This is a genomic window from Archangium violaceum (genome assembly GCF_016859125.1).
GTDB lineage: Bacteria > Myxococcota > Myxococcia > Myxococcales > Myxococcaceae > Archangium > Archangium violaceum_A.
Window position 1 is genome coordinate 1,975,392 of record NZ_CP069338.1, and the last position, 14,102, is coordinate 1,989,493.

14 protein-coding genes are annotated in these 14,102 nt (G+C 64.4%); 6 read left to right on the forward strand and 8 right to left on the reverse strand.

Features of this window, described 5'->3' with window-relative positions:
- Window positions 1-7 precede the first annotated feature (7 nt).
- From JQX13_RS08450 to JQX13_RS08460, 3 genes are all read right to left on the reverse strand, one after another.
- Window positions 8-490: a GNAT family N-acetyltransferase gene (locus JQX13_RS08450; RefSeq protein ID WP_203408535.1), complete on the reverse strand. Its 483-nt coding sequence runs from the start codon at window positions 488-490 to the stop codon at window positions 8-10.
- Window positions 487-1,686 (reverse strand): radical SAM/SPASM domain-containing protein, encoded by a 1,200-nt coding sequence (locus tag JQX13_RS08455; RefSeq protein WP_203408536.1) that lies wholly within the window; start codon window positions 1,684-1,686, stop codon window positions 487-489. Before JQX13_RS08455 ends, JQX13_RS08450 begins: the two co-directional genes overlap by 4 nt.
- Before the next feature lie 128 nt (window positions 1,687-1,814).
- The gene (locus JQX13_RS08460) at window positions 1,815-2,063 is read right to left on the reverse strand and encodes a hypothetical protein (protein ID WP_203408537.1); all 249 of its coding nucleotides are present in this window, start codon (window positions 2,061-2,063) and stop codon (window positions 1,815-1,817) included.
- 1,274 nt (window positions 2,064-3,337) lie between these two features.
- Between JQX13_RS08460 and JQX13_RS08465 the strand changes: the two genes are divergently transcribed.
- From JQX13_RS08465 to JQX13_RS08475, 3 genes are all read left to right on the forward strand, one after another.
- Window positions 3,338-3,760, forward strand: coding sequence for a c-type cytochrome (locus JQX13_RS08465; protein ID WP_203408538.1), 423 nt, complete (start codon window positions 3,338-3,340; stop codon window positions 3,758-3,760).
- A gap of 219 nt (window positions 3,761-3,979) precedes the next feature.
- Entirely contained in the window at window positions 3,980-4,492 is a 513-nt protein-coding gene (locus tag JQX13_RS53800; RefSeq protein WP_239014616.1) for a hypothetical protein, read from the forward strand.
- A complete protein-coding gene (locus JQX13_RS08475) occupies window positions 4,489-5,316 on the forward strand; it encodes a hypothetical protein (RefSeq protein ID WP_239014617.1) in 828 nt (275 codons plus the stop codon). The genes JQX13_RS53800 and JQX13_RS08475 overlap by 4 nt, the downstream gene beginning before the upstream one ends.
- A 440-nt stretch (window positions 5,317-5,756) precedes the next feature.
- On the opposite strand, the gene JQX13_RS08480 is transcribed toward JQX13_RS08475, so the two are convergent.
- The 4 genes from JQX13_RS08480 to JQX13_RS08495 all read right to left on the reverse strand — a co-directional run bounded on the left by JQX13_RS08480 (window position 5,757) and on the right by JQX13_RS08495 (window position 9,572).
- Window positions 5,757-6,647: an alpha/beta fold hydrolase gene (locus JQX13_RS08480; protein WP_203408539.1), complete on the reverse strand. Its 891-nt coding sequence runs from the start codon at window positions 6,645-6,647 to the stop codon at window positions 5,757-5,759.
- A 192-nt stretch (window positions 6,648-6,839) separates the two neighbouring features.
- On the reverse strand, window positions 6,840-7,130 hold the full coding sequence (locus tag JQX13_RS08485) for a hypothetical protein (RefSeq protein WP_203408540.1): 291 nt from the start codon (window positions 7,128-7,130) through the stop codon (window positions 6,840-6,842).
- A gap of 606 nt (window positions 7,131-7,736) precedes the next feature.
- On the reverse strand, window positions 7,737-8,879 hold the full coding sequence (locus JQX13_RS08490) for a pentapeptide repeat-containing protein (protein WP_203408541.1): 1,143 nt from the start codon (window positions 8,877-8,879) through the stop codon (window positions 7,737-7,739).
- A 405-nt stretch (window positions 8,880-9,284) separates the two neighbouring features.
- Window positions 9,285-9,572, reverse strand: a complete 288-nt coding sequence (locus tag JQX13_RS08495) for a hypothetical protein (protein ID WP_239014618.1) — start codon at window positions 9,570-9,572, stop codon at window positions 9,285-9,287.
- Between the two features lie 261 nt (window positions 9,573-9,833).
- Here JQX13_RS08495 and JQX13_RS08500 point away from each other — a divergent pair, with 261 nt between their 5' ends.
- The 3 genes from JQX13_RS08500 to JQX13_RS08510 all read left to right on the forward strand — a co-directional run bounded on the left by JQX13_RS08500 (window position 9,834) and on the right by JQX13_RS08510 (window position 11,460).
- Entirely contained in the window at window positions 9,834-10,250 is a 417-nt protein-coding gene (locus tag JQX13_RS08500; RefSeq protein ID WP_203408542.1) for a hypothetical protein, read from the forward strand.
- Window positions 10,251-10,552: 302 nt separating this feature from the next.
- Complete coding sequence (locus tag JQX13_RS08505; protein WP_203408543.1) at window positions 10,553-11,236, forward strand: transposase; 684 nt, start codon at window positions 10,553-10,555, stop codon at window positions 11,234-11,236.
- On the forward strand, window positions 11,233-11,460 hold the full coding sequence (locus JQX13_RS08510; protein ID WP_203408544.1) for a transposase: 228 nt from the start codon (window positions 11,233-11,235) through the stop codon (window positions 11,458-11,460). The genes JQX13_RS08505 and JQX13_RS08510 overlap by 4 nt, the downstream gene beginning before the upstream one ends.
- A gap of 548 nt (window positions 11,461-12,008) precedes the next feature.
- On the opposite strand, the gene JQX13_RS08515 is transcribed toward JQX13_RS08510, so the two are convergent.
- Window positions 12,009-13,025 carry a hypothetical protein gene (locus tag JQX13_RS08515; protein ID WP_203408545.1) on the reverse strand — a complete coding sequence of 339 codons (1,017 nt, stop codon included), beginning with the start codon at window positions 13,023-13,025 and terminating at the stop codon, window positions 12,009-12,011.
- Between the last annotated feature and the right edge of the window lie 1,077 nt (window positions 13,026-14,102).

Sequence of the window (14,102 nt, forward strand, 5' to 3'; positions counted from 1 at the left end):
ATTGCGGTTACAGGGTAGGGGTGGGTTTGTCGGAGACCAGTCTCTTCATCAAAAGCAGCCGGCTGTGCCCCGGCGGGTAATCAGGAATCCTGGCGAAGACCTCGTAGCCCAGCTTCTCGTAGAAGCCGCGCGCCTGGAACGTGAAGGTATCCAGCCAGATACCATGGCAGCCACGCCGTGCCGCCTCGGCCTCGGCAGTGCGCATGAGCTGCGTCCCCACACCGCTTCGGCGCATCTCATCGGGCACGTACAGCAGCTCAATGAACAGCCAACGATAGTAGGTAAGGCCCCAGAGCCCCCCCAGGATGGTTCCGGGATCACTGCCATGGATAAGCACCGCCAGGGGAAGCTCCGGCTCGGGACCTGCCTGGGAATAATTGTAGCCTTCCAAGAGGTCGAAGATGCGCTGCCGGTCGGCCAGGGTGGGGTCCTGCTTGAGTTGTACCCGAGGTGTCATGTTGTTTTGGGGGATATCACGATTGGTGCTCACATGCGGGTGCGCATGCGCAAGCTTTCCATCAAGTACGGCGTAGAGCCGCAGGCCAGCGGATCCTTCGTGTACACCTCCGACATCACCGGGCAGCGGCTCGTGCAGAAATAGGGCTCTTGCGCCAAGTCACAGGTCTTGCAGCCCTTGAAGTCGTCCCAGGAGATGGCTCGCAGCTCTTGAAAGCCCTCCTCCCATATGTCCGCGAGGCGTTTCTCACGGATATTGCCAGCGCGGAAGCGCCCGACAGACGAGCACGTCGTGCAGGGATATACCGCGCCATCACTCTGGATGTAGACAAGTGCCGTGCCGCAGAACTCTCTCCGGGTCGCCTTGGAGAGCACGTAGCATTTCTGGAAGACCTTGGTGAAGCAGAGCCCCGTCCTCGCCATCATGTACTGCTCGTGCTCGGCGTCCCGCTTGTAGAGGCGCGCCGCCTGCTCCGCCAGGCGAGGTGTTGGCACCAGCTCGGGAAAGTGCTTTCCCCGGCCAATGGGTGCGAAGGGCGTGCTCCCGAAATAGAGTTCGTGCTCGATGGCGAAGTCGAGTATGCGCTCGACCTCATCCAGGTTCTTCTCCGTGATAACGCACATCACCCCGGTCGGGATGCCATTCGACTTCAGCATCAGGATGCGGTCGCGGACGTCCTCGAAGGTCGAGCGAACGCGCAGCTCACGCTGGAACTCGATCCCATCCAGGCTGACGCTCACGAAGCATTCTTCACGGGGCAGTTCGTCAATAATCTGCTGGGTGACATAGGTCCCATTCGAACCAACTGACACTACCAGCCCCAGTTCATGCGCGTACCGGATGATCTGCGTGAAGTCCGGGCGCATCATGGGCTCTCCACCGAGAAAGACGACCACGAAGACGCCCATGGCCTTGAGGTCATCCAGGAGCCGCAGGACCTCGGACGTGGTGAGCTCGCCTTCTCGCTTCGCACCCGCTGAGATATAGCAGTGCTTGCACGGGAGGTTGCACCCGCGTGTCAGTTCCAGCCAGGCTACCAGCGGCCCAGAGAGATGGAAGTTGTCTCCAATGGGGATGGAATCGAGCCGATGCTCGTCGAGCTCGCGCCGGGTGGCACCCCTTAGCAGCAGCTCCGTGACGCTGTCTCTGTACCAGTCGATGTCACCATTGGCAAACGCCAGGGTATAACCAAACACCTCTTTGCGTATGCGAACACTGGGAATCCCCATACGTGCACTCCACAGCTCCGAGGTTTCCGGCGCTGGCTCTCTCAATTCATGTCTGAGGGGTGGTTCATGTCTTGGGGGGCGCATCGCTCGCGCGCCTGCGCCCCCCGCCATTCACTGTCTATCGGCTATCAGGCCATCGCGCCGACGAGAACGGTCACCGGGAACAGGGCCGAGCGCTGAACATTGCCCTGGATCTGCCGCTCCAGGTTCATCTCGATGGCGGATGGGAACCGGCCGTTAGCATCGACGAACTTGAGGAGCGCATCCCGCTGTTCGTCCGTCAGTTCCAGCTTGAGTTCTGCGTCCATCTTGACAGCCGCTTCGTGCCGGTCGTCATCCTTGAGGAGACTGGCCAGTTTCTGTGGTGGTTTTGTCATGCAACCTCCGCTTCAGGTGGGTGAATTCATTTCACCCGGAGTGGTTATGCAATCACCCAGGGTGATGTGCGTCAATCAGCCCTGCGGGGCAGACTCCATGTCATGTTTCCGACAGGTGGGAGATGCAGACCCACTTCCATATAGTTCAACCCCATATGCGAGGATGGCCCCGGCGCGAGGGCCACCCCGTGCCGCGTGCGTTGAGCCGCAAACAATAAACAATAATGATGCTCCAGAAGAAGCCCACGCCCCTGCTGCGTCGCGCCTGGGATGCGTGTGGGCTTGCCCCTGTTACGTGGCTCGTCCGCACCTGGTGTGGTTCAGCGGCAGCGAGCGGGTGAAGCCTCACTCGTTACAGCCGTTCGCATGCACCCAGGATTCACACAAACATCGGGAGAGTCAGGGCCCGCGCACCACGTCTGTTCCGTGTGGTGCTCCGTTGAATGAGGCGCTCCGGGACATCATCCGCAGGCTCTTCCATGAGGAGCTGGCGCCTCCCATCCGCCAGGAAATGACACGTGCCATCTTCCAGCAGCATGAACACCGGAAAGACCTTCGCCAACTCGATGGCTTTCTCGCACGTCGCTCATGGGCTCATGGAGATGCTGCACCAGATGTCGAGGAGCAGGTCGCACGCATTCTCGTCGAGGTGGCGAAGCTCCAGGTTCAGCGCCAAGGGCGAGGCCCAACTCGCCCGACTGCTGCTTCTGGCGGTTTCAGGGGAAAAGGAAACCCCGGTACGCCTGATGGCGCCCGGGGTTTTGCTACATCCCTTGCTACAGTCTCTCGAAACGCAGAGTCGTTTCAAGGAGGTACAGAGTGGATGCGGCGGGAGTCGAACCCGCCGCCCAAGGCGTACCCCGTTACTGAACCTGCGCCAGGATGTCGTTCAGAGCATAAGAAGAATGGGAGGCCGGTTGAAGGTGAGGGCTGGAGCGGAGGGGCCGAGGAGAGCGGCGGACGGGAGCCGCCCGAGCTGTGTGCCAGGCCCGTGTAGGGGGCCGAGCACCCCCATAGGGCACACTGCTGCCCAGGCCGCCTTCCCCTCATGGCGCGGCAAGAGCCTGAGCTGGGCCCGTGGGTTGTCTTGAGCGCATCAACACCTCGCTGCCTGGGGGGGCCCTCGCGCCGGGGCCAGCCTCGCACCTGCCATGGCCAGGCCCTGGTGCTTCACAATCGCTCTCACCCCTCGTGCTCCCTTCACCTACGCCAACACCCGGCGCCTTCCTCCACACCTCACGCTGGCCAACACGTCGATGTCGAACGTCTTCCTCATGAGTTCCGCGAAAGTCCACTCGCGGCGTCCTCTCCTTCTGGGGCTCCTTCCTGGCCGCTGCCTCGCGCTCCACGCTCTCCTCCCCCTCTCCTGCTGCTTGGGGGAGCAGACGCTGCCCAAGCTCCCCGGCAAGCCCCTGCCCGCCACCGCCACCCCGCGCGTGAAGGCCTCGTCGCAGACCAACCCCGAGCAGCTGTTCACCCAGCTGGGCTGCGCGGGGTGCCACGCGGAGGGCGCCAGGTACCGTGCCGTGCTCAAGCGCTCCCGCGAGAAGCCCACCGCCGAGGTGGCCCGGTGGATCCGCAACCCGCAGGCCAGCGCTCCGGGCACGCAGATGCCCACGTACGCACAGCTGCTCGACGAGTCCCAGGCCATGTCCCTGGCGGCGTGGGTGCAGCAGCACGCGGCCACCATCCCCTGACGGACGAACCGGAGAGGAGACCCGAGCATCAGCCGCCCTACCTGCGAGCGGAAGAAGAAGCGGTTGGACGGCTGGCTGGGTGGCGAGAATAGTCCCCCCGTGAGAACCGTTCTGAATCGAAGGCTCATGGCGGCGAGCCTTGGCCTCCTCCTTGTCGCTTGTACTGCGACCCGTGCCTCGCCCCCCACTCCCACGAGTGTCCAGGAACTTTCCCGCTCCGTGCTCGTCATCGAGAAGACGCCGGACGGACAGGTCACCCACTCATGGGAGCCCCTGAGCGGCTTCGACCTGTCGAAGTACTCCTACCGGGCGAGCGGCAGTACAGTGGACGGCCCCATCGTCCGGGCCACGTGGACTCGCGATTGCGAGGAAGAATCAGACGCCTGCTTTGACATGTGCACGAAGTCTCTCAGAGGCCGCAACTGGAGCCACGCGAATAAAGGCTCAAAAGCAAGGATGTGTCGCGACAAGTGCAGGCTAGCCTACAATGACTGCAACGAACTGCGCGAACAGGCCGAAACCCTGAAATTCTCGACTGCCGACAAAGCAGTCGCCTGGTTGAAACAGCACCACGAAGAGCTACTGGTGGGGACCGTCGTCGTCATCGCGGGAGTGGCTTTCGTCGCGGTTGTCGTGGGAAGCGGGGGCTCCGCGTTGGTCCTCGTACCAGCCGTCCTGATGGTGTCCTCTGATGTACCTGTCGGCCTCCAGCTCGCGCGGGTGAATCCATGATGACCCGGCCCCTGTACGACCTGTACGACACACAAGAAGCGATTGGTAAGCAATGGAGTGAGCATCCCTCTCCCGAGCAGAGACAGCTCCTCGCGTTGGCCAGGGATGCGCTCCTCTTCGTTTACGCGACTGGCCAACCCTATCGCTTCGGGGACTTCCACAAGGGCCTCGAGTCTGTCGCTCATCCTCCACCCGGCACCTTCGAACAACCTCGAAATGAATTCGCGAGCCTCGAGGAAGGACTGAACAGCACCAGAGCGTTCCTCACGAAGCTTCGCGACGAGGCCAATTCCGCCAAAGAGAAGGAAGTGCTCCAGGTCATTCTGGACATACTCCGCTTCATCTCCTCGACTGGGCAGCACGGAGCGTTCAGTGAATACCTGGAGCACCTCGCCGCGGATGCGCCTCCGTATGCCATTGCCTCTTTCGATACGAAGGAGGCGGCGGAAGCCTGGCTCAAACGTCAGCCCATTCCTCCCGATTCCGCCAACGTGCTGATCGCGGACACCTATCACTACGTCATCCATGACGAGAGGACGGGCAAAATCCGCCTGCCGCGCATCCGCGACCTCGAATACTACCTCGCCGAGCTCAAGCAAGAGGAGCCGCCCGTCGCCACCGCCTCCTTCGCCACTCGCGAGGAAGCAGAGGCATGGCTGAAGGCACAACCCAAGCCCGCCAGACGGGCGTGGGTGTCGATCTCTGGTGAATTCTACCTCGCGGTGTATCACCCCAACATCAATCACCGCGCCCTCTACCCTCTCTCCATGGCCGAGGGCTACGAGGTGGAGTCCGACGAGCCGCAGGAGCCTGGAGACAGCTGACGGAATACCGTGGGGCCGTGACTCCGGGTATTGGCTCGGACCACTGCGGTGCCGTGCTGGACGACACGGGGCTCCGTGAGCGAACTCCCGCTAGAGTGGAGCTCGCATGTCCCATCTGCTTCCCACCGAGTCCGCACGCCCCTCCTCCGGCCCCACCCCTCCTATTTCCCGGATGTCTGGTCACCGGATTCCGAGGGCGTGCGGGCCATGGCGCGCCGCCCGATGGCCTATGCCGGGCTGGAAGCCTTCGACGTCAACACACGGCGTCCGTGGGTGGAATTGGATTCTCCCTGCGCGCGTCGGCCCATCGTGATCAGCGAGATCGGAGCATCGTGATCACCGGGATCGGCCATCGTGATCAGCGGGCCTTTGGGTCCGAGGACTACACAGCGAGGAGGCACTGGCCATGTTCGGCTTTGTCGGCGGGCACTCGATATGGGCTAGAGCGCGTCGATCCAGGCCGTCACCACCGCGTTCACCTCGGCGTGTCGGTCCAGCATGATCCAGTGCCCCGCCTGGCCCCAGACATCCACCTTGGATTTGGGCTGCGAGAACCACGGACGCATGCGCTCGGCCTGCGCCGGGTCTCGGCACAGGTGGTAGACAGGCACCGTGAGGCTCCGGCAGAAATCCCCGCTGGCCGCGCCCACCCCGACTTGCCCAGCCCCCAGGAACAGTGGGCCGAAGGATTCCCGCACCACGTGCGCCGGCGTGCCCTGCGCGCGCCGCGCGTGCCAGCGCTTGTAGCCGGGGTCGCTGGCCGGGTCGTAGAAGCCCTGGAACAAGGCCGGTGCGACGACGCCGGGGTCGCCAGCGACCAGTTCGGCTACCGTCTTCTGGAACAGCGGCGTGAGCTCGTCCGAGAACCCCAGCGAGCCATCGACGGACACCACGGCGCTCACCAGGTCGGGCCGCTGAGCGGCAAGGCGGGCGGCGATCTGCGCCCCCATCGAATGCCCCATGAGGATGAACGTCTGGCCCGGGTATTTGCTCGAAATCAGCGACTCGATATCCGCTACGTAGTCGGCAGGCGCATACGCGCCCGGGCGCATGACCTCGGAGCGGCCATGCCCGCGCAGGTCGACGGCGACCACGCGGTACCTGCTTTCCAGCGCGGGCAACTGCCAGCTCCAATCGTGGGAGTCGCAGGTCCACCCATGCAGGAGCATGACGTTCTTGCCAGTGGCGGTGCCCGTCTCCGTGTAGAAAAGCCGGGCGACCGCCGGGGTTGCCGCGTTCGCGCCGCCGCGGCCCGCACTCACGGCGGCCGCCGTCAAGCCGGCCATCGCCAGCAGGCTGCGCCGGGACAGCTCTGTTTGTCTCGTCTCCATCGTGGATCCTCTGTTGGGGCGGGCACTGCGAAGCTCGAAAGCTCGCCGCACCCGCGGGGATGATCGACTGTCCTCACGCGGTTGAGGCCGCCGAAAAAGTTCAGGAGCGGCTCCGCCGTCGCTTTGCCGCTTTGAGCCATTCGCTGCTCCGGATGGGGTATCCGAAATTGCAAGAGCACCTGCTTGAGAAGACTATTGTGCTGCCCCGGCTTCAAGTCGGGCCGAGCAGTCGATCGCGAACGCGATTTGCTCTTCGTGGAAGGCGCTGCCTGCGAGGTGGAAGTCTATACAATGTCCGCTGTTGGAGACGAATCCGGCAAGCAGCGAATATCCACCGCAATCGAAATAGGCCGACGTGAAGCCGCCGCCGTGGATCGCGACGATCAGGGGGGGGGGACGGTCCCGATCGACAGCCCGCGAAGCAGCTTTCTTTCTTCCAGTGATCTTGTAATCGCCTACGTCGATCCGGATTTCTTCGCTCATCAGCAGCTCCTCAACCATCGATGCATAGGAGATATATTCAGTCGCCGGTCAGTCTGCCAAACAATCAGGTGATCGGACCAGCCGTCCTGCAATCAGTTGGGGGCGCAAGCCGTGAGGGGGCAGCACCCACGCATAGGGCGAATAGAAGGCCTGTGAGCAGTCCGCGTGGGTCGTTCCAGGTGCTCCAATGAAAGAGCAGTGTTTCAGTGTCTGATAATCTTATCGGGCAGAACTTCCACACCGTACACGGGTGATAGGGCAGCAACGGCCAGGACCGCGCCGAGGGCCGCCGGCGCGGTTTCCACCCTCACGCCACGCCATGACTCAGCCCTCCTCGTGGATGAGCTCCCTCAAGCAGGAGCGGAGGAGGCGAGCGCGAGGCTTGAGGTAGCGGCCAGGAAGGAGCGGATGCGTCCTCGTCGCGGGGCGGTGGGCAGACTGCGTGAGGCCAGGGGCCTCACCGCAGGGGGGCAGAGTTGCTGTCGCCGAGGGGGTCAATCTTCCTGTCGCCTGACAACCTTCGGATGAAGTCCGCCCATCCAGCAGCGTGCAGGAGAGGAGGAGCCCCCATGGCCCCGGTCTCGGACGAAGTGAAGAAGCACGGCGCTAGAGCGGGAGCAGGTTCCCCTCGCAGGTGCCACCGTTGTTGTTGCTGGAGGTCAAGTTCGGGCAGGTGGTCGAGTTCCAGATGACCCCGCTCACGTTGGAGCCGCTCAGGTTGACGAAGCTCAGGTCGGCGAAGCTCAGGTTGGAATCCTCGAAGCTGGTGGCCGCATCCGCCACGGACTGCTTCAGCCGCACCGAGGACAGCTGGGCCCGCTCGAACCGGGCGCCGAGCAGCGAGCTCTTCTCCATGTACGCCCCGCTCAGGTTGACGTCCGCGAAGAGCCCCTGGTCCAGCACGCCCTCAAGCAGGTTGGCCTGCACCAGGCTGGCACCGCTCAGGTTGGCGCCCGTCCAGTTGACGCGCGGGAGGAAGGCGTTATCAATCCGGGTGCACCGCGACGCATCGAAGCAGGACAGATCAGCCTGCTCCATGATGATGCCGACCCACTTGATGTTGCGCAGGTCCGCGCCCCGCAGATCCGCCCCGGTCAGGTTGGTGTCCTCGCCCTCGACGCCCTGCAGGTTCGCCAGGCTCAGGTTCGCTCCCGCCATCTGGCTGTCGGCGATCTTCGCGTTGCTGAAATCGATACCGCTCAGGTTGGCGTCGATCAACACCATCTCCTCCGCGGAGATGCGGCTCAGGTTGGCGCCCCGCAGGTCCGCCCCGGTGAAGTCGGCGTCGGTGATGGAGACACCCGACAGGTTGGCGCCCCGCAGGTCCGCCTGGGAAAGGATGATGTCCGTGAAGCTGGAGAGCCGGAAGTCGGCCCCTCGGAAGTCGACCGAGGCGAAGGTCGACTCCGACAAATTGGCTTCCAGCAGGCTCGCCTGGGTCATGACGGCGCCTGTCAGGTCGGCGTAGCTCAGGTTGGCCTTGAAGAGATCGGCCTGGTCGAAGTTCGCGTCGAGAGCGGTCGCGAACGACAGGTTCGCCTCACGGAGATTGGCGTTGGCCAGGATCGACCCATCGAGCTTGGCGAGTGACAGCTTGGCCTTGAAGAAGTTGGCGCCCGTGAAGTCGATGTTGCTCAGATCCGCGCCAGTCAGGTCGCACAGCTGCAGGTCCACGCCGGGCCCACGCGCCGAGCAGTCCTGCAATGCCTGGGATTGGACGGCCAGGGCGGGCAGCCCTGCCTCTTCCATCGGACCACAAGCACTCCAAACCGAGGCGCCAACGAGGGCTACGGATACCAGCGTCTGCTTCATGATCTTCCCTTTCTCACGCACAGCGGCCCTCAAGGGCCGGTAACCCAGAACACGAGTCGATGATCAAAACACACAGGTCGAAGCCGACAGCTTCCCTGCCATCAGGAAACGGAGCCACCGCGCCCCAAGCCAGACCGTTGCGTTCGGCTCACCGCAATCACGGACATGGAAGGCAATTCGTGACCCATCGATGCCTATTGGCGTACAGGTATTCACAGGATGAACGATCGCCACGCGGTGGCGTACCAGCTCTCTACGAGATGCCGGACAGATTCATAGCAGCAGTCTTCTTGGGGCTCAATGTATATTCGGTTATTTACCGTTTTTCTTGGGATGCCAGCTTCACTCCCCGGAGCGGGAGTTGGAGCCCGGGTCGCCCGGGGCCACGACGCGCTCGACGCGCTCCAAGGCCGCGGCTCCCCCAAGCAGCAGGAGCGGAGGAGGCGGGCGCGGGGCTTGAGGCGCGGCCAGGAAGGAGCGGATGAAGGAGACGACGCCGCGAGTGGATTGGGCAGGGTTGCGCAGGAGGACGTTCGACTTCGACGTGTTCGTCTGCGTGAGGTGTGGAGGCAGGCGGCGGGTGCTGGCGTATGTGAAGGGAGGGGTGGAGTGCGAGCGATTCTGGAGCACCTGGGCCTGGCCCCGGCAGGTGCGAGGCTGGCCCCGGCGCGAGGGCCCCCCCAGACCGCGTGGTGTTGAGGCTCGAGTCGCCCCAGCCAAGAGAGCCAGGCCCCTGCCGCGCACCTCATGGGAGGGCGGCCTGGGCAGGCGTGTACCCCAAGGAGCTGCGCGGCTTCTCCACCCGCCTGGCGCACTGCTCGGGCGGCCCCCGTCAGCGGCCCTCCTCGGCCCCTGCTGTCCAGCCCTCTCAACAGGCCTTCTCTTCGCCCTATGCGTCAGCTTGGGCCGGTGGGCATTGGAGGAACGACAGGAGGTTCCTGCCACTGGGTCATTGGCGGCAGCGGGAGTGCCAACCGCGCCTGGACCGCCTGGCCACCGCCGGGCCCCGTCCCCCTCGGAGCCATCCACATCCCGGGGAAGACCTCGGTCGATGTCACCGGGTGGTCCGTACAGACCTACTCGTCCAGCTACAACCTCGGGAGCGCGCAGGTCACGGTCACGGACAACGGACAGCCCGCTCCGGTCACCGTGACGCAGTTGCTCGCGAATTATGGCTCCGCCTACGCCATCCGCTTCAACCCACAGGGATGGACCACACAGGCTGGCCATACCTATGCGGTGACCATCACCGCGCCGGGATTGACCAACCCCATCCGCTACACCGTGCAGCCGGTGAACTGCCCCTAGGAGCGTGTCGGAGAACCCCACCGCAGAGGGAGGGGAAGAGGGGTGACGCCCCAGGTGGTCCTTCAGGGCAGCGGCGAGTTCTGGTTGAAACTGGAGGGTGAGCACCAGCGAGACGAAGAAGCCCGAGCAGAGCGTGCTGTTGGATGTGCCCGAGGCCCAGAAGCCGCAGCGGCAGGAGGAGACGAAGAGCGCCACGCGCTTCAACTCGCCGCGGCCGTTCCGGGAGTGGCAGCCGGACCAGGGGCAGCTGCTGCCGCAGTACGCGAGGGAGGTCCATGAGGTACGGGCGGATGGAGGAGGCCATGAAGAAGCTGGACGAGCAGGTGGACAAACTGCTGGCGGAGGCCGAGGCATTGGATGTCCAGGAGGACGAGCGCTACGGCAAGGGGAGGCGCGGGGATGAGCTGCCCGAGGAGATGAAGGACCCGAAGAAGCGTGCCGAGCGGCTGCGAGAGGCCGCGCGGCAGGTGGAGGCGGAGAAGAAGGTGGCGCTGGCGGTGGAGAAGGAGAAGCGCCGGGAGAAGATTCAGAAGGCGAAGGAGGAGTTGGAGAAGGAGGCCAGGGAGAAGGCTGAGGCCAGGGGAGAAAACCCCGAGGAGGCGAAGCCCTCCGAGAAGGCGCAGTACAACTTCACCGACCCCGAGTCGCGAATCATGCCCAAGGGAGGGGCCTTCCAGCAGTCCTACAACGCACAGGTGGCGGTGGACACGGACACGCAACTGATAGTGGCGCAGGAGGTTGGGCAGAGCAGCAGCGACGCTCGTCAGCTTGCCCCCATGGTGGAGCAGGTAGAGGCCAACACGGGGCTGGTGCCCAGGGAGCTGAGCGCGGACTCGGGCTACCTGTGCCAGGAGGACATTGAGAAGGTAGAGGACAAGGGCGTGGAGTGCTTCATCGCCACCGGGCGCGACAAGCATGGGGAGGAGGCGCCGCCGGCTCCGCGAGGGCGTCCGCCCAAGGGCCTGAGCTTCAAGGAGCGGATGTGAAGCGCAAACTGCGGACGAAGCGGGGACGCAAGGCGTATGCGCGGCGCAAGGTGACGGCCGAGCCAGTCATCGGTCAGGTGAAGAACGGAGTCCTACCGCGCTTCTCCCAGAGGAGCCTCACCAAGGTGCGAGGGGAATTCTCGCTGGCGTGCGCCGTCCACAACCTCAAGAAGCTGTGGAAGCAGGGCTGGGAGCTTCCCAGCCTGGCCGCGCAGGCCGCATAGCGGCGAGGTCGCCGCGAGGCGGGCGACCGGAGACAGTGTCCGGCCAGGTCCCAAGTACCTCTGCGTCTGTGGTGCCATATGGCGCGTGCTATGCGCTCCCGTACCTCTGGCCGATTCGCCGACAGGCTCCTAGCTCGGGAGTGGGCCCTCCTGGATTCGAACCACGTTCGTGGACACTCCACTTGCCTCCCGAGCCATCGTGAGACGGGGTGGGCCGGGGACGGCGCACTTCGTCTTGGCCGTGGGCATGGGCTGTGCCTTGATCTCACAGCGATGGGATTCGCTGGCTCCCCTGGAGGTGCCGGGGGCGGGCTGCCGTGCAGCACCGGAGACAGGGACACCTTGTCCTGGAGCGGTTGCCTCTCGGCCTCCTGCCGGCACGTGGCGATGTTCGCCGAGCTCCACGCACAGGTTCGAGGGCGGACATGGCTTCCAGGGGCATCCGATCCAGCCTACTGGGAGTGGGATTGAGCCACTTGGGGTGGACGTACCGCGTGAGCCGGCGACACGGGAGGTCGCCGACTGTCTTGGCCGCGTCCAATGCCAGGCTACTTCGTGAGCTTGAAGACCTTGTAGAACTGGGCCCAGTAGATGCCCGAGTCATCCACGGCGATGTCGTGCGTGGAGTAGGTCTCCGTGGTCAGGGCCTGATCGCCGCTCCCGTCCTTGCAGGTCGCCGTGAGGACTTCGTCCTTGATCCAGTAGAGCCGCTCGCCATCAACGGCCAGGACGTTCCCGGGACTGTCCGCATAGGCGATGTTCGTCACGGCGCCGCCGCTCTTGGAGAGCTTGTTGAGCCCGGTGTAGTAGTCGAGGAAGTAGATGTTGTTCGCGTCCAGGGCGAACTGGTGGAACTTGCCCGCCTGGATGAAGAGCAGTTGAGTGGGCGCGGCGCCACCGTTCTTCGGCGCCTTCCAAAGGATCCATCCCTTTCCATTCGCCGGCTGGTTCACCCAGTAGAGGCTGTCCTCGTCCACGAGGGCCTGAAGCGGCTTGGTCGGGAGGCCGCTCTGCGCGACCACGGAGGGCGAGCCCCCCGCGCGGGGCACCGTGTAGAAGTGCCCATCGTTGTTGTCGACCCAGTAGAGGTGGGTGGCATCCCCCGTGAGGAATCTCGGCCTGTTGGTCGAGGGCGAGGTCGGGATGGCCGTGAAGGAGCCGTCGGCGTTCAGGCGGTTCACCCGGCCCGGCAGGGGATTCGCGGCGCCCAGGACATAGATCTCCCCGCCGGCCTGCTCGACGGCCGGGATGGTCGCGAGATTCGTGAGGAAGCGTGAGGCGGTGCCGCCCGACTTGGGGACCCTGCCCACGAAGCCGTTCGCGATATACGGGTAGGAGCCGCCGGCGAAGTACACATCATTGTCAGTCAATGCGATGGACGTCGTGGGCCAGAAATCCGCGATCAGGGCGGGCGTGCAAACGCCTCCCTCGCACAGCGGCGCGCATCCCGAGCCGGTGGGGGCGCTGTGGCGTCCTTCCGCCATGCTGGCCGTGGCGAGGAGGACGGCCGAAGTGGCGGAGAAGACAGTCGCGGAGGAGTGAAGCGCTTTGAGCAGTTTCTTCATACGTAACACCTCATCGAAGACCTGAAATGCAAGACACGTATGGATCACCAGCGAAGCGCGTATCGCATGTTGTTGCTTTCAGGTCAAACCAAGAGTTTGAAAAGCGTGTATTCATATCCGCTTCTTCCTCGCTTCCTGCCTCGCCTCTGCCTGGGGCGCCTCGCTCTCCTCCTCCGCTCCCGCTTGGGGGACCAGAAAGGGCCGCAGCTTCGCGCCCGGAGCAAAGACGCCAAGGAAGCGGGTGAGGTTCAGATGCGTCGAAGACCTGTCCACCTCGCGGCGGACCCCTGTCCGCACGACCATCGGCGGCTGACCGGTGAGCCTGACGAACGCGCGTCTCATCCGGAGCACAAGAAAATGGGAGGCCGGTTGAAGGTGAGGGCTGGAGCGGAGGGGCCGAGGAGAGCCGCGGACGGGAGCCGCCCGAGCTGTGTGCCAGGCCCGTGTAGGGGGCCGAGCACCCCCATAGGGCACACTGCTGCCCAGGCCGCCCTCCCCTCAGGGCGCGGCAAGAGCCTGAGCTGGGCCTGTGGGTTGTCTCAAGCGCCTCAACACCTCGCTGCCTGGGGTGGCCCTCGCTCCGGGGCCAGCCTCGCACCTGCTGTGGCCAGGCCCTGGTGCCTCAGAATCGCGCGCACCCCTCGTGCTCCCTTCACCTACGCCAACACCCGGCGCCTGCCTCCACACCTCACGCTGGCCAACACGTCGATGTCGAACGTCTTCCTCAGGAGTTCCGCGAAAGTCCACTCGCGGCGTCCTCTCCTTCCGCGGCTCCTTCCTGGCCGCAGCCTCGCGCTCCACGCTCGCCTCCCCCTCTCCTGCTGCTTGGGGGAGCTCCAGCGTGCCCGCGAGAAGAAGCGGTGAAAGGCCGCGTGGTGTCGCACGCCGGAGACTCCTGCGGACACCAAGGACTCGGTGACAGCGTGCACGCCACGGGTGCTTACCCAGCCAGCAAACAAGGTGAGGAAACGACAGAACGAGGGCTGCGTGAAAACGGGGCGCAGGAACAGAAGCAGCGGCAGCAGTGTGTTGAGAGAAGGGGCGGTCATCGTGTACTGGACGGGAGAAGTCTTGGTC

Excerpts from the sequence above, each read along its gene's own strand:
- JQX13_RS08455 (WP_203408536.1), bottom strand. The coding sequence starts at position 1,686 with ATGGGGATTCCCAGTGTTCGCATACGCAAAGAGGTGTTTGGTTATACC.
- JQX13_RS08460 (WP_203408537.1), bottom strand. The coding sequence starts at position 2,063 with ATGACAAAACCACCACAGAAACTGGCCAGTCTCCTCAAGGATGACGAC.
- JQX13_RS08465 (WP_203408538.1), top strand. The coding sequence starts at position 3,338 with ATGAGTTCCGCGAAAGTCCACTCGCGGCGTCCTCTCCTTCTGGGGCTC.
- JQX13_RS08475 (WP_239014617.1), top strand. The coding sequence starts at position 4,489 with ATGATGACCCGGCCCCTGTACGACCTGTACGACACACAAGAAGCGATT.
- JQX13_RS08480 (WP_203408539.1), bottom strand. The coding sequence starts at position 6,647 with ATGGAGACGAGACAAACAGAGCTGTCCCGGCGCAGCCTGCTGGCGATG.
- JQX13_RS08485 (WP_203408540.1), bottom strand. The coding sequence starts at position 7,130 with ATGAGCGAAGAAATCCGGATCGACGTAGGCGATTACAAGATCACTGGA.
- JQX13_RS08490 (WP_203408541.1), bottom strand. The coding sequence starts at position 8,879 with ATGGAAGAGGCAGGGCTGCCCGCCCTGGCCGTCCAATCCCAGGCATTG.
- JQX13_RS08500 (WP_203408542.1), top strand. The coding sequence starts at position 9,834 with ATGCGTCAGCTTGGGCCGGTGGGCATTGGAGGAACGACAGGAGGTTCC.
- JQX13_RS08505 (WP_203408543.1), top strand. The coding sequence starts at position 10,553 with ATGAAGAAGCTGGACGAGCAGGTGGACAAACTGCTGGCGGAGGCCGAG.
- JQX13_RS08515 (WP_203408545.1), bottom strand. The coding sequence starts at position 13,025 with ATGAAGAAACTGCTCAAAGCGCTTCACTCCTCCGCGACTGTCTTCTCC.